The following is a 22131-nucleotide window of genomic DNA, read 5'->3' as shown; positions in this document are numbered from 1 at the left end:
GCGGGAGACCAGCGTTCGCGGGCTGCAGGTCCGGATCTCCGGCAGTGGTGGCACGCGGTTGCTGGGCTGGCCGGGCATCGTCCCGCTCTCGGTGGTCCAGGCTGTTGTACCGATGATGCCGTGCGTGTCGCCCGCCGTACGCGGCCATCCGTGCGGTGACAATGGCGTCGCTGACACCGGTTCGGGACAGGAGCGAGACGTGGCGCAGGGCACCGTGAAGTGGTTCAACGGGGAGAAAGGGTTCGGCTTCATCCAGCAGGACTCCGGGCCGGACCTCTTCGTTCACTTCTCCGAGATCCAGGGCAGCGGCTTCCGCAGCCTGGACGACAATCAGCGCGTCGAGTACGAGGTCACGCAGGGCCCGAAGGGCCCCCAGGCGAGCGCCGTGACCGTGATCTGATCTGCCCCGGCCCTGCGGCCGCTGCGGTGTACCCGGTCGCTGTCCGCTGCGGTGGCGGGCTGCCGGGACGGCCGGCGGGCTCGATGGTGAACGCGTCGCTGGTGTGGGTCAGCCGCAGCAGTCGGGCCACGGCGGGTGGCACCGCCCGCAGCCGCAACTCGGTGCCGTGTTCCTTCGCGCGGTGACGGGCGGCCAGCAGGGCACTGAGGCCGGTGCAGTCGCAGAACCGGACACCGCCCAGGTCGATGACCGTGCACGGGTAGGTCAGCACGGCCTGCTGGAGGACGTGGCGCAGTTCCTCGACCGCGACCGCGACCACGTCCAGGTCCCCGGCCACGGACACGTCACAGCAACCGGGAGTCCGGGGCCGGACTTCCACGCGGAACGACTCGAGCACGGTGCCCTCTCTCATGTGCCGACACGGGCTTCTGCTTCCAGGGAACGCCCCTGGTGACGCGATGTCCACATGGTGACGTGGTGACCGGCTGCGGCCTCGGAACGCCCCTGGTGACGCGATGTCCACATGGTGACGTGGTGACCGGCTGCGGCCTCAGCCCGACACGATCCGGCCCGATGAGCACCCGGAGAATGGGAGCGGCCAACAAAAGGCAGTATGGGCAGGAGAGTAGGACCAGCCGGTTCTCGGCCTTGTGAAGGAGCCTTGATCGGTGACCTCCGGCCGTCACCGGGCGGAGCACTTGGCACGGTCGGGGACGGCGAGCGGCTGCAAGCCCTGCTGTGGCGGGCGCGAGCCGGCCGGCGGATGAGTCAAGCAGCGCGGTCCGCGGTGGAGGTATGGGCGAGCGAGCCTGGGTCCTCAACGCCCAGAGCGCCCAGGTCTCTCAACGGCTGCCGTCGCCCTGACCTCGACCGGCATCTTGAGGAGCGGTTCCGTGGTGCCGGCATGCGTGGCCGAGGTGCTGGGCTGGTGAGGCCCCCGATGTCACCCGCTACGGGCGTGTGCGCGACAGTGGCGTCGAGACCGTCGTCACGATGGCTATCCAGGGCTGTCAAGCAAACCCGCTGGTCGTTGGCAGCTGAGTGGACAAGGCGAGTAAGGCAAGCTGAGGGTCAGCGCGCTCCGGAGTGGTGTCCGCAGACGAAGCCCTGCCGTGGCGGCAGGTGCGTAACGGAAATGCGCCTGGTGAGGGGTTTGGGTATTCTGAGGACATGTCTACGCCCCGAGTTTCTTAGCTCAAGGACCCGCTTCCACGCCACTCGTGTGTCCTTCTGCTGTCTCGGAGCGTTACCTTATGATCACCATTCGTGGTGTCGATGTGCGCGCAGGCGCCCGTCTGCTGCTGTCCGACATCTCCTTCACCGTCGCCCCCGGCGACCGCATCGGCCTGGTCGGGCGTAACGGTGCGGGCAAGACCACCCTGATGAACGTCCTGGCCGGCCGGGCGAAGCCTGCCGCGGGAACCGTCACGCACTCCTCGCCGGTCGGGTACCTGTCGCAGGACTCCCGCGCGGCCGACCCCGGTGCCACCGTCACCGACCGGATCCTGTCCGCCCGGGACCTTGATCTGGCCGTCCGTGCCCTGCGCAGGGCCGAGGCGGCGATGGCCTGCACGACGGACGCGGCCGCGCAGGAACGGGCCATGGGCTCCTACGTCCGCGCCGAGACGGAGTTCCAGACCCGCGGCGGTTACGCGGCCGAGGCCGAGGCGGCCCGGGTGGCCGCGGGGCTCGGCCTGCCGGCACGGGTCATGGACCAGCCGGTCGGCGACCTGTCCGGCGGTCAGCGGCGTCGCGTCGAGCTGGCCCGTATCCTCTTCGCCGGCCACCACGGCACACTGCTGCTGGACGAGCCGACCAACCACCTCGACGCCGACTCCGTAGCGTGGCTGCGCACCTTCCTGTCCGGCCACCAGGGCGGCCTGGTGGTCATCAGCCACGACACCACGCTGCTGGCCGACACCGTCAACCGGGTCCTGCACCTCGACGCGCAACGCACGACGATCGACGTGCACAACACCGGCTGGCACGCCTACCTCACCCAGCGGGAGACCGACGAGCGGCGCCGCACCCGCGAGCGGGCCAACGCCGAGCGCAAGGCGGCGAGCCTGCACGCCCAGGCGGACAAGATGCGGGCCCGGGTGGCCACGGCCGTCGTCGCGAAGAACATGGCCCGCCGTGCCGAGCGCATGCTCTCGGAACTGGAGCCCGCGCGGCGTACGGACAAGGTCGCCAGGATCCGGCTCCCGGAACCCGCCCCGTGCGGACGGACACCTCTCGCAGCCGTCAGCCTGACCAAGGCCTACGGCGACCACCGGGTGCTGACCAGCGTGGACCTGGCCGTCGACCGGGGCAGCCGGCTGGTGATCCTCGGCCTGAACGGCGCCGGCAAGACCACCCTGCTGCGCCTGCTGGCCGGTCAGGAAAGGCCCGGCAGCGGGCGGGTGGTGCACGGGCACGGCCTGCGCCTGGGCTACTTCGCCCAGGAGCACGAGACCCTCGATGCCACTCGCACGGTCCGGGAGAACCTTGCCGCCGCCGCACCCCACCTCACCGACGGCGAGGTACGCCGGGTGCTCGGGGCATTCCTGTTCACCGGGGACGACGCCGACAAGCGCGCCGGAGTGCTCTCCGGCGGGGAGAAGACCCGCCTCGCCCTGGCGGGTCTGGTCCACAGCGGTGCGAACGTGCTCCTGCTGGACGAGCCCACCAACAACCTCGACCCCGCCTCCCGCCACGAGGTCCTGGCCGCGGTGGACACCTACCCGGGCGCCATCGTCATGGTCACCCACGACGAAGGCGCCCTCGACGCCCTGCACCCCGACCGCGTCCTGCTCCTCCCGGACGCGGAAGAGGACCTGTGGAGCGAGGAATACCGGGACCTGGTCGCCCTCGCCTGAGAGCGGACCGGCCGGCAGCGCAACGCATCGGTCCGCGGATCAGCCAAGGCAGCTGATCCGCGGGCCGGTGCGCGCGTCAGGTGTGCCGGGGCTTGCGTGCCTCGATGAGCGTGCGGCAGGAGTGGGCGACGAACGGACCCTCGGCCTCGATCTTTTCGTGGAGTTCACGCAGCCGGTCGCGGTACCCCTCGACGGTGAACCCGGGGACCGTCCAGATCACCTTGCGCAGAAAGTAGATGACCGCCCCGATGTCGAAGAACGCCATCCGCAGCCGCTCCGTACGAAGGTCCGCGATCTCCAGCCCTGCCGCCCGCGCCTGCGCCGTCTCCTCATCTGGGTGGCGCTTGCGGCGCACCTCCTCACCGAGCGGGCCGAGGAAGACCTCGGTCAGCTCGAAGACGGTCTCCGGTCCGACATGCTGCGCGAAATACGTGCCACCGGGCTTGAGCACCCGGGCGATCTCCGCCCACCACACCGTCGCCGGGTGGCGGCTGGTGACCAGGTCGAACGCCGCATCCGCGAAGGGCAGCGGCGGCTCGTCCGGGTCCGCGACGACCACCACGCCGCGCGGGTGCAGCAGCTCTGTGGCCTTGGCCACGTTCGGTGGCCAGGACTCCGTGGCGGCCATGGCCGGCGGGAACTTCGCCGCCCCTGCCAGCACCTCCCCACCACCGGTCTGGATGTCGAGAGCTGATGATGCGGACGCCAGCCGCCCACTCATCAGCCGCTGATAGCCCCACGACGGGCGCTCCTCGGTAGCCCGCCCCACCAGCCAGGAGAAATCCCAGCCATCCACCGAGACAGCGCCTGCCTCGTCTGCAAGTTCCTCGAAAGTTCGTGACATAACGACATCATCAGCCCCAAACTCCACAAAAGGCAAATACCATTTCGGACTCAACTGGCAGGCCGGGAAGGGCATTTCGCCTGCGCTCGTCTGCTCACGGCCCGGCGCCGCCTGCCTTGCCGGGCCAGCAGGAGTGGCCAGTGAGGAAGTGGTCCACTGCCCGAGCCCGCAGACCGGCTTACGTGCGCTGCGCACACCGCGCCCTCAGCAGCCGGTACCCGGGGTCGGGTCTTGCGGGCTTGGTGCCGACCTCGACATTGATCCCCGCGGCCTCCTCATCGTCGCTGACGCGGGTGCAGCCCGGCCCGACTTGACGTTCCAATCGCGCTGATCAGAGCCGGTGAGCGTCAACACGGCACAGCGCAAGGCATCTTGGAAGATCAAACGGTACGCATTCACCCGATTACTCTGTGCGCTCATCATGTCGGTTCAATGAGATCCGTATGAGCTACACAGACCAGGACGTGCGCGAGGGCCGCCGGCTGATGAACGAGGGCTGCGAGAACCGCCTCGTCATCGGCGACAAGCTGCTGGCCGTCACGGCCCCGGGCGGCCAGGACAGCGCTTTCGACCGGTACTGCGACGAGATCGGCCTGAGCCCCAAGACGGCCCGGCAGTACCGGCACACCGCCCGCATGTGCACCCCGCCCGTGCGGCGGCTCGTGGCCGACAGCGGCGTCCATGTCAGCTACAGCGCGCTTCGCGAAGGGGCCCGTCTGGCGCCCTCCGGCAAGCCGTACGACGAGGACTACAGCACCCTGCGCAGGCTGCTGCGCGAAACGAGCGAGGCCGGGACCGGCCGCATCAGCGCTCCCCGGTACCGCCGAGCGCTGGGCATCGGTCCTGCCTTGCAGGACTTGTTGGACCCCTCCAGCAACACATCCTTGGCGGACTATCTCGCCTCCCTCGCACCCCAGGAGCGTGATCAGGCTCTCCGGGACCTGGTGGAGAAGAAGACGGAGGTGCACAACGCTCTGAAGCGGGTCATGGACCAAAAGCGTCGCCGGGACCGCGAGACCCGCGGTCCCGAGTGCGGTGGCGGGAAGCCCGACAGGGCCGCGGTCGTGGCCCGGGACCTGGTGCGGCTCAGTGACCAGGGGGCCGCGTTCATGAGCCGCTACCCGCCTTCCGCCTCGCTGGCCTTCACCAACGAGCAGAGGGCCGCCTGCAAGGAAGCGCTGGGGACCCTGGATGTCCTCGCCACGTGGATCAGGGTCAGGGTCCTCGACGACCAGTCGGCTGCCGCTGACAACCGGACCGAGACCCGCGATCTGGTGGGTGTGTGATGGAGCCGTCCGCAGCAGACTGCCTTTCACGAAGCCTGGAAGCGGGCGGCCGCAGACGGCATCGTCCCGCCGGTGAGCGACCTCACGCCCGGCGTCCATGTCGACCTGCCGGACGAGGAGGAGGCCCCGTTCTTCGGCGAGCACGGCTACTACCGCAGCTACGAGACCCGCATGAACAACGGCGAGCGACGGCAGGCGATCGAGCAGGAAGCCGAGCGGGCCGGGATCAAGCCGGGCTCCCCTGTCTATGTGGCTCAGCGGCCGAAGGCTCTGAAGACGGCGATCCTGGCCGACGCGGATACCCGTGCCGTCGCCCAGGAAGCGTTGGCGGAGTTCGAACGGCGCGAAGCACGGGCGGACTTCGAAGACCGTGCAGCAGCCCGACAGGCGGCCGAGGCAGGCGACCGCGCGGAGGATGTGGAAGAAGCAGCCCCAGGTCATCAGGTGCGGGAGGCGGAAGCCGAGGAAGCCGAGCGGGCGGTCCGCATCACGTCGAGGGAACAGTCCGAACCCGACGTGGCTCTCCAGGTCTTCACCGAGATGACCGAGGTCCGCCTCGCGACGCTGCGGGCTTTGTCGCTGTTGCAGCGTCACCAGGTGGAGTTCACCGGCGACCGCAGTCGGGCCATCACTGACCTGTGCACCGCGTCGGAGGCTGCCCTCGCCTTCATCCGCGACCTGGCCGCCGGCCCCTACACGGCGCTGAACGACGACGCTCTGCAAGCGTTCCTGGACGAGAGCGAGAAGAAGCTCCGGTGAGCCCCAAACGCGACAGAGACACTCCCTCCCAGCTGGAGCAGGACGCCATCGACGTCCTGCTGTGGCTCGGGCCCAACGCGGGCCGTGAACTGTCCTACACGGACATCTCCCGTGGTACCGGCATCCCTGACGGCAGCCGCCTGCGGCGTGCGGTGTGCGGGGCGGGCGGCTGCCCCGGTAGGTGCGGCGCCGGCCAGGACCGCGCAATGAATCAGCCCTGCTCGGGACGGGAGGGCCGGCGTGTCCGCCTGCGGCGGATCGCCCAGGCCGTCAGGAGCAGGGCGGCAAGGAGTCCGGCGATGACGGCGGGTCCGGCGGAATCGAGGGTGTCGGCGAGGACGCGCTGGACGGCGCCGGCTCCGTCGATGACGGGGTCGGTGGTGGCGGGGTCACGCTGGACGCGGATTTCGTACCAGCCGTAGTAGGCGACGTACGCGCCGACGAGGAGGAGGAGTCCGCCGCCGATCCTGGGCGCGAGTGCGCCGGCGCGGCGCAGGTGGCCGACGGCGGTGCTGCGGGTGAGGGCGACGGTCAGGGACGCGACGCCGACGATCAGTCCCATGCCGGCCGCGTACGCGGCGAACAGGATGATTCCCTCGCCCGTGGAGCCGCTGCGGAAGGCGGAGACGACGATGGCGAGGAACGGGGCGATGGTGCAGCCGAGTGAGGCGGTGGCGTAGGCCATGCCGAACAGGGCCATCGAGGGGACGGTGCGGGTCACCTTGGGTGCCCGTCGGACTTTCGGCATCAGGGCGGGCAGCTGGCGTCCGGCCAGCAGCCAGGCTCCGGCCAGGGCGATGAAGATGCCGAAGGTGATGGTGAACCAGGGCAGGTGTTCCTGGACCTGTCCGGCGATGGGCTGGATCGCCAGGCCGAATATCCCGAACAGGGTGGCGAAGCCGACGGTGATCGAGGCGGTCGCGGTCAGGGCCCGGCCGACGGCGACGGCGCGGGTGGGGCTGTCGTCGCCGAGGACGAGCAGGGAGAGATAAGCGGGAAGCAGGGCGAAGCCGCACGGGTTGACGGCGGCGAGGATGCCCGCGGTGAGCGCGAGCGCGAGGGGGAGGTCGGACATCGTGGTTCAGCCGGTCAGTCCGGCGACCTTCTCGGCCAGTCCCTTGCCCCCGGGCAAGACTCCCTCGTAGACGGTCTTGCCGTCCTTGTCGAGGATGACGTAGCGGCTCTGCTCGGTGACCTCGAACCGCTTCCAGACCTCGCCCTTCTCGTCCGACAGCTGCGGGAATCCGCCGGTCGTGGTGTCGGCGACGAAGTCCTTCATGGCGGCGTTCTTGTCCAGCCCCGCGACGCCGACGACGTTGACCCGGCCCTCGTAGTCGGCGGCCACCTTCGCGGTCTCGGCGGCCTGCGCCTTGCACTTGGGGCACCAGGGCGCCCAGAACCACAGCACGGTCGGCTTGCCCGCCAGCGTTGCGGCGTCGAAGGGCTTGCCATCCACCGTGGTCGCGGTGAACTGCAGCGCCTGCGGCACCGCGGGCTTGGTGGTTGTGCTGTCGCCCGCATCGGGTGAGGCGGGCGGCTGTGCCGGGGACGAAGCGTTCGAGGGGGGAGGTGCCTGCTGCCGCGTCGTCGGAGCCGCTGCCGGATCCGCATCCCGTCAGGGTGATGAGGGCGGCGGCGAGGGCTGCGGGCAGGACGGTGCGGGCGCGCATGGAGGGCTCCTGTGTGCTCGGGATGAGTGTGACTGTAGATCCAGCGTGCCTGCCTTGTGGGGGGTGGTGGTCTTACGGTTCGGTGACGTCAGCCCGCGGCGTCCTTGAGCTGGTTGAGGTCGAGGACGGTGATGCGACCGCGGGCGAGGCGCAGCAGGCCGCGGTCGGCGTAGTCGTGCAGGACCTTGGTGCAGGTTTCGCGGGACGTGCCGGCGAGGGCGGCGAGCTGTTCGTGGGTGAGGGCGATCTGCGGGTGGCGTCCGACCGGCCGCAGCGGTCCGGCGGCCGGCTGGGCACTGGTGAGGGTGGTCAGGGTGGTGGCGATGCGCTGGGCGACGGTCTTGAACACGCTGTCGGACAGCCGTTGCTCCAGTTCGGCGAGGCGCCGGCCGAGAATCGCGGTGATGCGGGCGGCGATGCGGGCGTCGGTCAGCAGCAGCCGGTGCACGTCCGCGTGGCTCATCACGCACACGATGGTGTCGTCGAGGGCTTCGGCGTAGTTGTCGTACATGTGCTGTCCGAGCAGGACCATCTCGCCGAAGATGGTGCCCGGGGAGATGATCGCGGTCGTCAGAGCGCGGCCGTCGGCGGAGACCCTGAAGACGCGGACCTGGCCCTTCTTGAGGATGAACAGCACCTCGGAGGGCTGGCTGGGCGAGTACAGGATCTCGCCCGCCTGGTAGGTCTTCATCGGTGCCGCGGCGGCGATGGCTTCCATCTCCGACTCGGACAGGTCGCAGAAGATGTCGACCTCGGCCAGGCACCAGGTCCGCTCCGCTTCCTCGTCGCCGGTCGCGGTGTGGTCCATGTGGTGTGTCTCCTCGCGTCGTCCCGGCGCCCACGGCGGAGGCGCGGCACCCCACACCGGGCTGGCCAGCGCCTCGGCGCTGCTGAGCAGACAGTAGGGCACCGCACGACTGTCGCCGGGCATGCGGCGCGGCGCCGCGCCCGGCGCAGGGGCGGCGGCGGGGGAGGCCGGCGTGGGAGCCTTGGGGTTCATCGGGCCGGGCCGGTGCGCTTGCCCATGGCCTGGGCGATGCCCGCGAACGTCGCTCCGGCGAGCAGGCCGAAGACGAGGTGGGCGCCGAGGCTGGAGGCGGTGACGTCGTTCCACTGGAATACCGGCATGCCCATGTTGGCGGGCATGATCCACAGCGCGCCCAGCACCCACCACGCGGCGCCGTAGAGCAGGCCCAGGACGACGGCGGGGGCCAGGCGCTGGGCGAACTGGCCCAGCACCACGCCGAAGGTGATGCCCGCGAAGGTGGCGATCGAGAGGTGGATCAGCCAGCCGGCGAAGGCGTTCGTGGAGCCGAGGAGACCCGCGACCATGGTGATCATCGCGGTGTCCATCGTCGGCCGGGACACCGACATCCAGATGCCCATCCCGACGCCGCCTACCAGCCCGGCCGCGGCACCCCACATCGCGTGTACGGGGATCGCGGCCATCCTCGACGATGCCTGCACGGTGGTGGCCATGATGATCGTCCTCCTCGATCGGCAACACGTCCTACTTGTCGCTGACGCTAGAAGCCGTGGACAGCGCGGGTATGTGAGCGCGGTTACGTACCCGTGGGTAGACCGCCGGATGGTTTCACGGCGGTCAGCAGGGCGTAGCCGAGGACGCCGTCGGTGACGGCTGTGCGGGCCGCGTCCAGCACGGCCGGGGCGGCGTCCAGGTCCACGCCGGCGTCGGCCAGGCGGTCGGGGGCGGTGATGCGCAGCAGGCTGAGGCGGGCCTGGATCTGGTCGATCATGCGGAGCATCGCCTCGTCATGCCGCTCGGTGACCAGGATGCGCAGACCGGCGGCGGCCAGGATCTCGGCGTACGCCTGAATAGGGCGGGCGTCGGCGATGCAGGCGATGCGCGCGCCGAGCGTGGACAGCTCAGGCGGCAGGCGGCCGGGTGTGGCGGTGACGTCGGTGATGCCGACCCGGCCTCCGGGCCGCAGGACGCGGGCGAACTCGGCTGCGGCCCGCGCTTTGTCCGGGAAGGTGCACAGGGCGCACTCGCTCACCACCGCGTCGAAGATGCCGTCGTCGTAGGGCAGGTGCTCGGCGTCGCCGGTGGTGAAGACGGCCCTCTCGGCCAGGCCGGCCGCCTCGGCGGCGCCCTGGGCGAGGGCGGTGTTGGCGGGCGAGTAGTCGACACCGTCGGCTCGCACCTGGTAGGCGTCGGCGAGCAGGAGCGCAGTGGTGCCGCGGCCTGAGGCCACGTCCAGGACCCGCATGCCGGGGGCGAGGGCGAGGCGGTCGGCGAGGCGGCGGGTCAGTGCGGTGCCGCCGGGATGGTAGGAGTCGCCGAGCAGCATCGCGACGATGTCCATCGCGTAGGCGTCCGCGCAGCACGCTTTGATCTCCTCACGGTTCACGGCCGGGCCTCCTCAGTCCTCGGTGCGGGTCGTCTTTGAGCCGTAGGGGGTGGTGGTGAGCCGGTCGGCGAGGGGCAGGGCATTGGGGGCTACCTGGGCGACGGGGACGCCGGACATCTGGGCGCGGACCTGTTCGCGGTAGCCGACGGAGTTGTAGGCGCAGAAGGGGATGAGGCGGCCGTCGGGGGTGATCTCCTCGACGCAGCACTTCATCAGCTGTTTGACGTTGAGGGTGTAGGGGTCCTGGAAGTCCTGCACGACGATCATGAATGCCTTGTCGTTCAGCTGCTTCACGGTCTCGGGAAGGTCGATGCCGCACGTTTCCGCGCAGTTCAGGGCCTCGGCGGTGGCCCGCAGCTTCTCCTCGGTGGTGGCGGTTCCCATGAACGCGGAGGCGGACCACAGCTTCTCCAGGGCCTCGCGGATACCGGCGTCGGGCATGACGCGGTTGGTGACGTAGTCGAGGTAGTCCTCGACGTTCAGCAGCCTCGGGATCGGCACGATCGTGCGGTTGCCCGGTTCGCCGTCCACGAGGAGGTAGGTGATGGAGCGGCAGGTGGGGAAGCAGCAGGGGACGGGGAAGAAGTCGCCCTTGGCGAACCACTGCGGGCGTTGGGCGTTGATGAGCTTGATGACGTCGGGGTTGGTGAGCCGGTTCAGCGGGTCGAAGGCCACGTGCCGGCCGGAGTGGGTGACGGGCTGGAAGGCCACCGACCGGACGGCCGGGTGATCGATGCCGTACTCGACGATGTCGCCGAGCTCGTGCTCGTTCAGGCCGCGCTCGACGGCGGCGACCAGGGTGACGGTCAGCCCGGCCTCGGCGCAGTTGTCCAGCGCCTTCTGTTTGAACGTGCGCAGGTCCCGGCCCCGGATCTCCAGGTGTGTGCGCTCGTCGAAGCCGTCGAACTGGAGGTAGATGTTCACCGACTTGCCCGGGGTCTGGTTGCGTTTGCCGAGTTCGGCGACGAACGTCTTGTCGGTGGCGAGGCGGATGCCGTTGGTGTTGAGGTTGACGTTCTTGATGGGGCGGGCCTGGGCGAGGTCGATGAAGTCGAGGATGTGCTTGTGGATGGTGGGCTCGCCGCCGGAGAACATCACCACCTCCGCCTCGCCCTCGGAGGCGACGAAGGCATCGAGCATCCGCTCGCACTGCTCGTGCGTGATGGAGTAGCCGTCGCTCTGGTGGCCGGAGTCGGCGAAGCAGATGGGGCAGTCCAGGTTGCAGCCGGTGTTGACTTCGATGATTCCCAGGCAGGCGTGCTGCTTGTGCTCCGGGCACAGCCCGCAGTCGAGCGGGCAGCCGTCCTTCACCTCTGTCTGGAAGACCAGCGGGATCGTGCCGGGTTTGTTGAACCGGGCGGAGGACAGGTACTCCTCCGCGTCCCCGTAGACGAGGGCCTCGAACTCGCCGTGCTCGCGGCATCGTTTGCGCAGGTACACCTTGTTGTCGCGGATGTTGACCTGGGCGTCGACGGGTGTCTTGCACAGGGGGCAGATCGACTTGGTGAACTCCACGAACACCTCGTCCCGGTCCCGTTTGGCCCGGGGCCCGGCCTGCGGGACCGCTTCTTGCTGTACGGGCTGCGTGCCCTCGTCCGCCGTCATCGGGTGGGTCCCTTCCCTGCGTAGTGTGCTGCGTCGCCACTGTGGTGAGCGGTGATCGCTGGTGCCGGTCTGGCGCGGCGGGCACCGCGCAGGAGCAGGGCCGCGTACAGCAGGAGGAGTGCGTCCTGCGCCAGCACGAACCAGGAGAGCCGCTGGGACAGGTAGACGCCGAAGCAGCCGCAGTTCTCGACCACCAGGCCCCGGGCGAACGCCTGTACCGCCAGCGCGCTCCAGATCACGGACACGCCGGTGAACACCCACACCGGGGCGATGGCCGTCGAGCGCGGCCGGGCCAGGAACCACGCTGCACACGTCAGCTCTCCCGCGATCAGCAGCACGGTGAGCGCGGTCGCAGCAGGGCCGTCCACCAGCCCGTACGAGCCGAGAATGCCGGGCATGGCGTCGAAGGAGGCGAGCTGCCCGGCTGCCATCGCCGCGTAGAGGGTTCCCAGCACCAGTCGCAGCACCATGCCCACCACGCTACGGGTGAAAGCGGCCCCAGGTATGGAGCGGCGCTCACCGTAGCCGGGCAGCTACCGAATCCTGCCGAACGGACCGGGCTGCTCCTCGTCCGAGGGCTGCGGGCGCCGTCGTAGGAGGGCAGGCCGCGAACTGTCGGGAGAGCCCTGGCGGCTCCCAGGGGCGTAGCCGCGCCGTGCGAGGCAGAATCAAGGGTGTGCGCAACAGCGCCGGTCTGGTTGGCAGGCCCGGTGAGGAGCGGCGCCGCGCGTCGTCGGCAGTCCAGGGTTCGGCCCGATGGGAGGTTCGCGGCATGGTTGCCTTCCTGCTTCTGATCATCGCCGCGTTCGTCCTGGGGATCATCGATGCCACGGTCGCCAAGCTGGGCTACCTGCTGATCATCGCGATCGTCCTGTTCGCCGCCGATGTGGTCGTCGGCGTCTGGCGCTGGTCCCGGCAACGAGGGCGGCGTGCCGAATGTGCGGCCGGATGAAGCCCTGGAGGCAGGACCTCGGCATGGTCAGCGCGGGACACGCTGGGGATCCCCCGCTTTGAGGAGACCTGGCCGGTGGCGCTGAGTCGTGCTGCCGGGGACGCTGCACCAGAGGGAGTTCTGTACGTGTTGTCCTTCTGGCTCGAAGAGCCGCATGCGGGTGCCGGCCCGGCCCGACGGCCTGAGGGTCGTGAACGACGCGTTCGACGCCACCCCCGACTCCGTGGCGGTGCCCCTGGCCGCGCTGGCCGGTACACGGCGTACGATCGCGGTCCTGGAGCGGGATGAAGGAGCTGGGCGGCCAAGCCCTCGGCGGACACCGGCAGGCTGGCAAGCTCGCCCGACTGCGGCATCCAGGTCCTGGTGGCCGTGGGAGGCGACCTCGTCCAGGAGTTCGCCGAGCGCAGCCATCGGCGCTCCTGCGGCGGTCAGTGCCGAGAGTGCCCGGAAAACGGTGGAAGTAATCTCTACGAACAGTGATCTCCGCTGGTCAGCGGCAGCGTATGGCTGTCTCTGTCCGCCAGATCCACCGTTCTCCGGGCAGTCTCCGTCAGAGTCAAGCTGAGGCCGGACAACCTTGAGGGAGGCTCACGACTTGTCCTGGGTCGTTGCGATCGCCCATAGCACGATGGCCTGGTCGTCGCTGATGCTGAGAATGACGGTCGTGTACCCGGCGGGGTCGAGGGAGGCCATTGTGGGGCCGCACGGGGTATGAGGAAAGCGGTGCCGGGTTCCCTCGGCGGTGTATCCGGTGGGGGCGGCCGAGCCCTGAGCGTGGCAGCGGTAGATGATGCGGCGGGTCCGGGGGGCCGTTCCAGGTGGCACCTGTAAGGAAACGGGGAGACCTGCTTTCGAGGTTCCGGAGTCCACCACGACTTCGCCGCTGGGGCGGGAGTTGGGAACGTCGTCCAGAAACTGTCGGTAGGCGCCTGCCGCCGGGTCTTCTCGGGGAACCCGTGGTGTGGTTGTGGTGAGGGATCCAGACGCCACCAGGACGATGGAGGCCAAGCCCGCTACCACGACGGCGAGCACGTTGGCGGTGCGTCGTCGGGCGTAGGGATGAAGGGTGTCGTCCTCGGCTCTTGGCATGGTGGGCCTCGGGCGGTGGTGCTGTGATTCCATGGGGCTTCTGCCTTCTGCCGGGAGCCGGCAGGGCCCGGCACGGTCGGGCCCCACCGATTCGGCGTTCAGAAGCGCAGAGCGTCGGCGATGAGGTTGAAGACGGGGCCGCCGTGCACGGCCAGTTCGGTCAGGCGTCTGAAGTCATCGAGGTAGAGATTGACCTCATGCTTCTGCTTTACCGTCAGGTAAGCGGAGACGAGTTCCACGTTGACCTGCCGCTCATCGAAGATCCAGAAGTCTTCGACGGGCGGCATGAGAGTGCGGTCGGTGGTGCGCGGGATGATGCCGATGAGCACGTTGGGCAGGACTGCGGCCTTGACGAGATGGCCGAGTTGCTCGGCCATCACGCCCGGCTGCCCGACCCGTCTGTAGAGGACGGTCTCCTCCAGGACGAAGGCGAACTTCTTGGCCGGGTCGTTCAGCACCTTCTGCTTTTCCACCCGAGAGGCCACGGCCTCCTCGACGTCGTCGGTGAGTCGACGGCGTTCACGGATGGCTGTGAGGACGGTCCGGGTGTATTCCTCGGTCTGCAGCGGACCGGGAATCAAGTTCTGCGAGTAGGACTTGAAGTCTTTCGTCCTTGCCCACAACGGCCGTACCAGATCTTGTGCCGGCCGCAGCCCTCTGCCTTCCATCGACCGCCACTCGACGTACATGACCTCGATGCTGCGGGCCGCTTCAATGAGGTCCTCTGCCTCGGACTCGGCTCTGCATGCCTGCGCCCAGGCCCGGATCGTCTCGGGCGACGCTGGAGCCCGGCCGTTCTCAATCCGGCTGCACTTCGCCCGGTCCCACCCACACCTGCGTGCTAACTCCGCTGCCGTGAGCCCGTTGTCCTCGCGCAGTCGGCGTAGACGCTGACCAAGCGCTAGACGGGCTTCGGTGATGCTGGATGAGGTAGGCATGCGGCCCAGTGTGCAGTCCTGAGCACGAAGCCGTGGAACAGCCCGCACAGCACCAAACGCACCATATGCAACAGTTTATGACTGTATGTCGGCTCTTGGGATTGCGTGGACGTGCGACTCCGTCCCCGGCTTGGGGAAGAGTGGCAGGAGCCTCTTGGGGAACTCGACGACGGTCTCGTGGTCGGGGACTGTGATGGACGCCAGCCTGGCTGCGTCGACCACCTTCCAGGACTGGAGCAGGTAGCTGTCGGAGACGTCGTCATAGTACAAGGTCGGACTGCCATTGTTCGGGCTCTCCGGGTCCTTGCACAGCAAATGAAGCGCCATTGGTCCTCCAAGTGGTCAGGTGACTGCTGACGGTCTGAGCGTGATCCGTCGCGCAGAGCCCATCGCTACGTGATTGCGTGATGTTGCGCCCTGAAACTTCGAGAGAGCCAAGGGTGTGCGCATTGTTGCGGTGCTGTGAGATCGGTCATGCCTGTCGTTCGTCGCGGCAGTGCCCCGCTCGGGCGCCCGAAGGGGTGATTGCCATCAGCGATCAGATGACCGCTCCGGGCTTCTGATCGTCGCGGCGATGCCGGGTCCATGCCCCGCCATCCCCCGCACACTCGAGGACCGGGTGGTGGAGACGGTCGCCGGACGCGGTCGGCCTGGGCTTGCCGTGCTGCGCACGGTTCGTGGAGTGCATGAGCGGGTGCGGACCGGCACTTCGCACGTCAGCGAAGGCTTGTGGGCGCACCGCCATGTCGTTCCCGGGGCTGAGGGCGAAGACGCGTGTCCGCGACGGCCCACAACGATCCCGGTATGGGCCTGGGGCTCTCCGGGCGGATCGGGCCGCGTCGCTGGGATCGGTCTTGCGGCCCCGAATCCCTTTGAGGTGGGCCGGGTTGACCAGCATCAGATTCAGATGCGGCTGCAGCAGGTAGTAGACCGGACGCCAGTAGTCCGAGGTCGCCTCCATCACCACCACCTCGACCCGCCGCTCCAGCAGCCAGGCCAGCAAGCGCCGGACTTCAGCCGTCGTGGTACCGAACCGTTCGGTCTCCAGGGACCAGCTGCCGGCCCGTTTCGTACTCGGCGTCCGTACGCATGCAAGCAGGAACCGTTTGCCGAGGTCCACGCCGGCGGACCGTAGATGGAATACCTCGTCCTTGGAATCCTGGAGCCGGGCCATCCTGTTCTCCCTCCCGCCCGATACATCCGTGTGCGGCGGGCGTCCCGGAGGGGCCAAGGAAGTGGCGGAATCTGACACGCGTGCTCCAGGCGGCAGACAAATACCGCCCTGGCAACAATCCGTGGTCCCCTGGCCGGCCCCCATCGCCATCCTGTAAAACGAGCTTGCCAGCATCGCAGGCCCATCGGCTGACCGGGACGTCCGACCCCATTTTCCCGTACCCGAGGTGATCAGCGCAGCCAATCTCGCCCACCTATAAAACGTTCGGCTCTGTCTCACATCCGGTGGTAACGGACGGTGAGTTTCGTTGCAGAGAGTGCGGTTGGCGTTCTGGCCTTGATGTCTTTGGATCGGACGGTGCTGCAGCGGGATGCCAGCCCCGGTACGTCGGGCTCGCATCGGCTGCTGCCGCGCAGGCCGGCCGATTCCGTCAACGATCGCTGCAACGTCCGGACCTGCGACTCCGTGATACAGGGTCCATCCATCGCCATCACTACCGTCCGTCACCACCGGATGTGAGACAGAGCCGCTCGTTTGACAGTCCCCGGCCTGGCTGGCCTCTCCGTCCTCGTGGTCGTGCTTGTCAGCTTCGTGGGGCTGCGCCAACTGGCGTCTGCCCTGTCCGAACAACCTGGCGCAGGCGGCCACAGCCACGGCGGCGGCTCTGAACCGGAGCCCGAAGAGCACGCGCCACAAGAGGAAGACCGGCCGGGCGGCGCGTCCTTCCCCGCAGAATCCCCGAAGGCGAACACCTCGACGGCAACAGGGGGCGACGCTGCGGAATCCGGGAACGAAGACGGCCACAGCCACTGACCTGGCGGTCCCCCGCGTCACCGTGAACCGTCCCGGGCGGACTGGAGGACGGATCCCTGGCCGTACGAGGCATTGTGGAAGCTCTACAACTCGCGTGGCGCTCCTTGTTGCCGTCATCGGCGCGCCTCTCGGTGGCCAGTCGGTGGCCGGACGCCTTTGGACGACGTGATACGAGCGAGCACAGACCAATCAGCCGCACCTGCTCTGATCAGGCAGGACGTCACTCAGTAGCACGGTCAGGCACCACGCAACATGATCGCTCACGGTCTCGTAATGCGTAGGTCCTTGAAGGGCTCCCGGGTGTCGCTCAAGCGCCGACCAACCGCAGGCCGCGATCAGACGGCGGCTGGCCTCCCATGGCCGCCTGTACGGCGGCACTGATGTCCGAGTCGAGTGCCCTGACCAGGTGCCCGTAGCGGTCGATCGTCGTCTGGATCGACTCGTGGCCCAGCCGGGCCTGGATGGCCGGCAGAGGGATGTTCGCAGCCACCAGCCAGGCAACATGGGTGTGCCGTAGGTCGTGAATCCGAGGTTGGCGGGGGAGGCCGGTCTCCATCGCGGCAGCGACGGCGGGTATCCATTTCCGGTTGTAGAAGTTGGCATGCCTCCACGCTTTGCCCGTCGGCGTGCGGAAGACGAAGGCCTCCGATGGCATTCCATGCGTCAGCTTCTGCGCGAGGTCCACCTGCGTCGGGGCAAGAGCGACCAAACGGCGCGCCTTCTTGGTCTTGGGGGGCCCGAGGAAGAAGGAGCTCTGCGCGCCCCTGGGGGACCTCTTCCAGGCCCTCTGGACGTTGGCTGTCGGTACGGGGCCGCCAAGTCGAAGATCTTGTACCTGGAGGGCCGTAGCCTCGCCCCAACGCATGCCTGTACCGATCAACCAGTCGGCGAGGTCTCGCGCCGCTGGGTCGGGGAGGTGCTTGCGGAGGAGTTGGTACTCCTCCTGCTCCAGAAAAACCATCTCCTCGGACGTCCCGTCGTCCACGCGCGGAAGGCGGGTGTTCGCACAGCAGTTCTTGGTGCGCAGCGGGGGATCGGCATCGATCGCCGCTTGCACGATGCACCACAGCAGGCCGTGGCGATTGGCTGTGGACTTCGGCGAGGCCGGTCGACGGACCCACCGCCCTGCCTTCGTGTCCGGCTGGCCTGCTTCCTGAAGCCGAACCCAGTCCTGGACGTCGTCAGCGGTGATGTTCCCGATCGTGGCCGGCATCACCAATCCCGATCGGTTGGTGTGCACCATGAGGGAGATGTGCCGGTCCACCTCGCGCCGGTAGTCGTCCCGGGTCCGCGGATCGATACCGGTGAGCCGGTCGACGTAGCGCCGGGCCCAGTCGGTCAGGAGCACGTCGTCAGGGTTTTGCTCGGGCTCGACGAAGCCCTGGCCGGGGACCCACCCGTAGGGCCACTGCTGCTTGTGGGCGTCGACGAGCTTCTTGAACGCGTCGGCCTGCTCCACGTCCTCGAACCTTTCGGCTTCCCAGGTGCCGCCCCGCCCTCCCTGGAGCCAGCGGACCTGGTAACTCGCCGTTCCGTCCTTGCGGACCCGCTTCCTGATCGTTGCCATGGGGCGCACGTTAGGTCGAAAATCCGGCCGCGTTTGGCCGCGGTTTGGCCAGCCCGGAACACGAAGAAGCCCCTGCCCTGCGTTTCCGCAGGTCAGGGGCTTCTCCTTCAAGGGTGAGTAACGGGACTTGAACCCGCGACATCCTGGACCACAACCAGGTGCTCTGCCAGCTGAGCTATACCCACCATGTCGCCCGGTCGTTTCCGACCGGCCGAGAAAAAGTGTACAGGGTCCGGGAGGGTGCTCGCGCCCCCGTTCCCCGGGGCCGGTCCACGGGCGCTTCCGCGCCCGTGACCAGCGGGTTCCTACGGTGCGGCCGGAGCCGCCGAGCGCGCCGCGATCTCCTTGGCGCGCTCCGAGTCCGGGCCGGGCTGCGGCACGAAGACCGCCTCCCGGTAGTAGCGGAGCTCCGTGATGGAGTCACGGATGTCCGCCAGCGCCCGGTGGTTGCCGTTCTTGTCCGGGCTGTTGAAGTACGCCCGGGGATACCAGCGCCGGGCCAGCTCCTTGACCGAGGACACGTCCACGATCCGGTAGTGGAGGTAGCCCTCCAGCTCCCGCATGTCCCGAGCCAGGAACCCGCGGTCGGTACCGACCGAGTTTCCGCAGAGCGGGGCCTTGCCGGGCTCCTTCACATGCTCACGGACATAGGTCAGGACCCGCTCCTCGGCGTCCGCCAGGGTGGTGCCCCCGGCCAGCTCGTCGAGGAGACCCGAGGCGGTGTGCATCTGCCGCACCACCTCGGGCATGGTCTCCAGGGCCGCGTCCGGCGGGCGGATCACGATGTCCACCCCTTCACCGAGCACGTTCAGCTCCGAGTCGGTGACCAGGGCGGCCACCTCGATGAGTGCGTCGTCCGTCAACGAGAGCCCGGTCATCTCGCAGTCGATCCACACCATGCGGTCGTTCATGCGCCCCACCCTACGGGGCACTCCGCTGTCCCGGCAGGGCCGGGCGTCCGGGAACGTACGCGTCAGGACCTGGCAGGGAGTGCTCCCCGGACCCCACCGACGCCGCCACGGCGACGGCCGCGGCGGACACGGGCGAGCCCCGGCGCCCGGACGACGGCCCCTGGCTGGGCACCATCGTCTCGACCACCGTCGCGGCGCTCTCCGCCACCCCGTGCGGACGGCGGGACCGATAGGCGGCCCGGTACGCGGCGGGGGACGAGCCGAGCTGGCGGCGGAAGTGCCCGCGCAGCGCGACCGGGGAGCGGAAGCCGCAGCGGCCGGCGACCTCGTCGACCGAATAGTCGGAGGTCTCCAGCAGCCGCTGCGCCTGCAGCACCCGCTGGGTGATCAGCCACTGCAGCGGTGCGCTGCCGGTGAGCGAACGGAACCTGCGGTCGAAGGTCCGTCTGCTCATATAGGCGCGCGCGGCGAGCGTCTCCACGTCGAACTGCTCGTGCAGATGCTCCAGGGCCCAGGACACGACCTCGGCGAGCGGGTCGGACCCGATCTCCTCCGGCAGGGACCTGTCCAGGTAGCGCTCCTGCCCGCCACTGCGCCGCGGCGGCACGACGAGCCGGCGGGCGAGTGCCCCGGCGGCCTCCGTGCCGTGGTCGGTGCGCACTATATGGAGGCAGAGATCGATGCCGGCGGCCGTGCCGGCGGAGGTGAGCACATCACCGTCGTCCACGAACAGCTCGCGCGGATCGACGTGCACCGACGGATAGCGCTTGGCCAGCGTCGGTGCGTACATCCAGTGTGTGGTGGCCGGCCGGCCGTCCAGCAGGCCGGCGGCCGCGAGTACGAAGGCTCCCGTGCACAGACCGACGATGCGGGCGCCCTCCTCGTGGGCGCGGCGCAGCGCGTCCAGTGCCTCGGCGGGCGGCGGCGAGGTGATCGACCGCCAGGCGGGCACCACCACGGTGCCGGCTCTGCTGATCGCCTCCAGGCCGTACGGCGCGGTGAGTTCGAGCCCACCGGTGGTGCGCAACGGCCCTTCCTCGCCGCCGCAGACCAGCAGGCGGTAGCGGGGAACTCCCGCGTCCTGCCGGTCGATTCCGAAAACGGAGAGCGGGATGGAGCTCTCGAAGATAGGGCCGCCGCTGAACAGCAGCACGGCAACGACTTCCCGGCGTCGCCGCCCGGTCAGCTTGCGTGCGGCCTCCGTCGCGGCGGCGGAGTCCTGGCTCATGACGCTAAGCCCCCCTTGGTGTTCGCGTCTCCCTGGTCCTTACGGGCCTGTCGCTCCTGCACGTTTCCCCTCGGTGTCGCACGTGTCCCCAGTCTCCGATTTCCAAGATCGAATCTACTGCGTTGCGTGGTCCCGCCGTGACACCTTCCCCCACCAGCTCAATGTCGATAAGGAAACGTGGCGTGAAGCGTTCGATCACGAAGCGTTCCACTCGCGAAGCGCACAGGGAAGTGCCCTTCGACAACGTGGCCCGTCCGCGTCGGGTGAAAGCGTACCGCGCGGTCCGTTCCTGCCTGGTGGGCGGTGGGGTGTCCGGCCATCCGGCGAAGGATTCGGCACCCGGGCGAAGTTGGCTGAAAATCATCGGTTGTGTGTGCTGTATCCGGTCACGCCGGGCGCACAACCACCGTGTGACAGCCGCGCCGGTGCGCTCCCTCGAAACCGTGCTCCATGGCCCGTCGGGCTCGCCGCGGGGGCTTGCGGCGGGCCGTCGTGGCACGGCCGGTGCCGGGGTTCCACGGGGCCGCAGGACCGACCGATGTGCCGTGGGACACGAGAACCGCAGGTTCGGGCGGCCGACCGGCGGCGGCCCGCCGGACCGTGTCGTCCGCCGGTCCGGGCGCCGTCGCCGGGCTCACTTCGGGCGGGGGGCGCGCCGGGTTCGGCGCGGCGTCACTCCGCGGGGTGCGGGCCCGGTGGCAGGGTGGCCAACGGAGGCCGGGTGCGGGCCTCACCGGCGGTCTGCGCGACGGTCGCCGGCCGTCGCGCGGCCGTCACGAAAAACAGGACGGGCGACAGTGTTCGACCCCTCCGAGGCCCGTGTACCACGCAACCGGCATTGCCATCCCGGACACGCTCGGGCATGCTCCCTCCAGCGTCACGCACGCTTTTGCGAGGGTCTGGGCGGTGGAGGAATGACCCCGTACCCTTGGGGGTATGGGGTTGGGAAGATGATTCCCGGACAGAGCTTCACCACCAGCTGATGCACCTCTCGAAACCGTTCCCTCCTCACGAGGACTCTCTTCGCCGAGACACCGATGGCCGGTCACGAAATCCCTGAACCCAAAGACCGCAAGCCGGTAGCCGACCCCGGGTCGGAACCGCGGACGGTCGAAGAAGCGCGCCATGCGTGCGATCCCGCCTTCCGGCACGGAGTCGTGGTCGGTTTCGACGGCTCCACGTCCAGTGAGCGGGCTCTCGCCTACGCCATCGGCATGGCCGGACGCTCGGGCTCCGGCCTGATCATCGTCCATGTCGCCAACCGGCTGCCGACCACGGTCTGGGCGGGCTGCGAGCCCCCCGTCTTCGTCGACGTCCCCGATCACCGCACCGAGGTCCTCGGCCTGGAACTGGCCTGCGCGGACTACCTCTCCGAGGTGCCCTGGGTGCTCGTCGAGCGCGGCGGCGACATCTGCCACGAGCTGGAGGAGGTCGGCCGGGAGTACGCCGCCGACGCCATCGTCGTGGGCTCCACGCACGGCATCGTCGGCCGGATCTTCGGGTCCGTGGCCGGCCGCCTCGCCCGCCGCGCGCAACGCCCGGTCATCGTCATTCCCTGAGCGGCCCGAGGCACCTGAGCGACCTGAGCGGCCCGAGGGACCTGAGCGATCGGAGCGGCGCAGCCTTGAGGGAGCCGGGCGGCGGCCGGGAGGGGGTCTGAGGGTT

At 69.0% G+C, this 22131-nt stretch carries 20 protein-coding genes and 1 tRNA gene; 6 read left to right on the top strand and 15 right to left on the bottom strand.

All coding sequences use genetic code 11. The annotated features are described in order from the left end of the window. The first annotated feature begins 199 nt into the window (after positions 1-199). Complete coding sequence (locus ACGF2Y_RS17250) at positions 200-400, top strand: cold-shock protein (protein ID WP_392947763.1); 201 nt, start codon at positions 200-202, stop codon at positions 398-400. Here the strand turns inward: ACGF2Y_RS17250 and ACGF2Y_RS17245 are convergent. Next, the gene (locus ACGF2Y_RS17245; protein WP_392947732.1) at positions 351-812 is read right to left on the bottom strand and encodes an STAS domain-containing protein; all 462 of its coding nucleotides are present in this window, start codon (positions 810-812) and stop codon (positions 351-353) included. The genes ACGF2Y_RS17250 and ACGF2Y_RS17245 overlap by 50 nt on opposite strands. 841 nt (positions 813-1653) lie before the next feature. Here ACGF2Y_RS17245 and ACGF2Y_RS17240 point away from each other — a divergent pair. Then, positions 1654-3258, top strand: a complete 1605-nt coding sequence (locus ACGF2Y_RS17240) for an ABC-F family ATP-binding cassette domain-containing protein (RefSeq protein WP_392947729.1) — start codon at positions 1654-1656, stop codon at positions 3256-3258. 76 nt (positions 3259-3334) lie between these two features. On the opposite strand, the gene ACGF2Y_RS17235 is transcribed toward ACGF2Y_RS17240, so the two are convergent. Continuing rightward, positions 3335-4102, bottom strand: a complete 768-nt coding sequence (locus ACGF2Y_RS17235; protein ID WP_392947726.1) for a class I SAM-dependent methyltransferase — start codon at positions 4100-4102, stop codon at positions 3335-3337. Between the two features lie 443 nt (positions 4103-4545). On the opposite strand from ACGF2Y_RS17235, the gene ACGF2Y_RS17230 reads away from it, so the two are divergent. Together ACGF2Y_RS17230 and ACGF2Y_RS17225 are read left to right on the top strand one after the other, a co-directional pair. Beyond that, positions 4546-5388 (top strand): hypothetical protein, encoded by an 843-nt coding sequence (locus ACGF2Y_RS17230; protein WP_096624631.1) that lies wholly within the window; start codon positions 4546-4548, stop codon positions 5386-5388. A 72-nt stretch (positions 5389-5460) separates the two neighbouring features. Further along, a complete protein-coding gene (locus tag ACGF2Y_RS17225) occupies positions 5461-6147 on the top strand; it encodes a hypothetical protein (RefSeq protein ID WP_392947723.1) in 687 nt (228 codons plus the stop codon). A gap of 211 nt (positions 6148-6358) precedes the next feature. Here the strand turns inward: ACGF2Y_RS17225 and ACGF2Y_RS17220 are convergent, their stop codons facing one another. The 7 genes from ACGF2Y_RS17220 to ACGF2Y_RS17190 all read right to left on the bottom strand — a co-directional run bounded on the left by ACGF2Y_RS17220 (position 6359) and on the right by ACGF2Y_RS17190 (position 12264). Further along, on the bottom strand, positions 6359-7222 hold the full coding sequence (locus ACGF2Y_RS17220; RefSeq protein WP_392947720.1) for a cytochrome c biogenesis CcdA family protein: 864 nt from the start codon (positions 7220-7222) through the stop codon (positions 6359-6361). Positions 7223-7228: 6 nt separating this feature from the next. After that, positions 7229-7636, bottom strand: a complete 408-nt coding sequence (locus ACGF2Y_RS17215; RefSeq protein WP_392947718.1) for a redoxin domain-containing protein — start codon at positions 7634-7636, stop codon at positions 7229-7231. A 269-nt stretch (positions 7637-7905) separates the two neighbouring features. Then, a complete protein-coding gene (locus ACGF2Y_RS17210; RefSeq protein ID WP_392947715.1) occupies positions 7906-8625 on the bottom strand; it encodes a Crp/Fnr family transcriptional regulator in 720 nt (239 codons plus the stop codon). A 188-nt stretch (positions 8626-8813) separates the two neighbouring features. Continuing rightward, positions 8814-9296, bottom strand: coding sequence for a hypothetical protein (locus ACGF2Y_RS17205; RefSeq protein ID WP_392947712.1), 483 nt, complete (start codon positions 9294-9296; stop codon positions 8814-8816). A gap of 83 nt (positions 9297-9379) precedes the next feature. After that, a complete protein-coding gene (locus ACGF2Y_RS17200) occupies positions 9380-10189 on the bottom strand; it encodes a class I SAM-dependent methyltransferase (RefSeq protein ID WP_392947710.1) in 810 nt (269 codons plus the stop codon). Between the two features lie 12 nt (positions 10190-10201). Then, complete coding sequence (locus ACGF2Y_RS17195; RefSeq protein WP_392947707.1) at positions 10202-11794, bottom strand: radical SAM protein; 1593 nt, start codon at positions 11792-11794, stop codon at positions 10202-10204. Further along, positions 11791-12264, bottom strand: coding sequence for a MauE/DoxX family redox-associated membrane protein (locus ACGF2Y_RS17190; RefSeq protein ID WP_392947704.1), 474 nt, complete (start codon positions 12262-12264; stop codon positions 11791-11793). The genes ACGF2Y_RS17195 and ACGF2Y_RS17190 overlap by 4 nt, the downstream gene beginning before the upstream one ends. Positions 12265-12470: 206 nt before the next feature. Here ACGF2Y_RS17190 and ACGF2Y_RS17185 point away from each other — a divergent pair, with 206 nt between their 5' ends. Next, on the top strand, positions 12471-12746 hold the full coding sequence (locus tag ACGF2Y_RS17185) for a hypothetical protein (protein ID WP_392947701.1): 276 nt from the start codon (positions 12471-12473) through the stop codon (positions 12744-12746). 1187 nt (positions 12747-13933) lie between these two features. Here ACGF2Y_RS17185 and ACGF2Y_RS17180 read toward each other — a convergent pair. The 6 genes from ACGF2Y_RS17180 to ACGF2Y_RS17155 form a co-directional block, all read right to left on the bottom strand. After that, on the bottom strand, positions 13934-14773 hold the full coding sequence (locus tag ACGF2Y_RS17180; protein WP_096624651.1) for a helix-turn-helix transcriptional regulator: 840 nt from the start codon (positions 14771-14773) through the stop codon (positions 13934-13936). A gap of 538 nt (positions 14774-15311) precedes the next feature. After that, positions 15312-15947: a transposase gene (locus ACGF2Y_RS17175; RefSeq protein WP_392947698.1), complete on the bottom strand. Its 636-nt coding sequence runs from the start codon at positions 15945-15947 to the stop codon at positions 15312-15314. A 1120-nt stretch (positions 15948-17067) separates the two neighbouring features. Then, positions 17068-18219 (bottom strand): tyrosine-type recombinase/integrase, encoded by a 1152-nt coding sequence (locus tag ACGF2Y_RS17170; protein ID WP_392947696.1) that lies wholly within the window; start codon positions 18217-18219, stop codon positions 17068-17070. A gap of 220 nt (positions 18220-18439) precedes the next feature. Then, positions 18440-18512, bottom strand: a tRNA-His gene (locus ACGF2Y_RS17165). 120 nt (positions 18513-18632) lie between these two features. Further along, positions 18633-19238: an oligoribonuclease gene (orn, locus tag ACGF2Y_RS17160; protein ID WP_392947694.1), complete on the bottom strand. Its 606-nt coding sequence runs from the start codon at positions 19236-19238 to the stop codon at positions 18633-18635. Between the two features lie 10 nt (positions 19239-19248). Then, positions 19249-20466, bottom strand: a complete 1218-nt coding sequence (locus ACGF2Y_RS17155; RefSeq protein ID WP_392947691.1) for a helix-turn-helix domain-containing protein — start codon at positions 20464-20466, stop codon at positions 19249-19251. Positions 20467-21503: 1037 nt separating this feature from the next. On the opposite strand from ACGF2Y_RS17155, the gene ACGF2Y_RS17150 reads away from it, so the two are divergent. Next, positions 21504-22025: a universal stress protein gene (locus ACGF2Y_RS17150; protein WP_026290787.1), complete on the top strand. Its 522-nt coding sequence runs from the start codon at positions 21504-21506 to the stop codon at positions 22023-22025. Positions 22026-22131: the final 106 nt, after the last annotated feature.

Origin of the sequence: Streptomyces sp. NPDC048142 (genome assembly GCF_043202835.1) — a bacterium.
Taxonomy (GTDB): Bacteria; Actinomycetota; Actinomycetes; order Streptomycetales; family Streptomycetaceae; genus Streptomyces.
The sequence above is the reverse complement of the archived record's forward strand: the minus strand, read 5'-3'. Positions and strand labels throughout refer to the sequence as shown.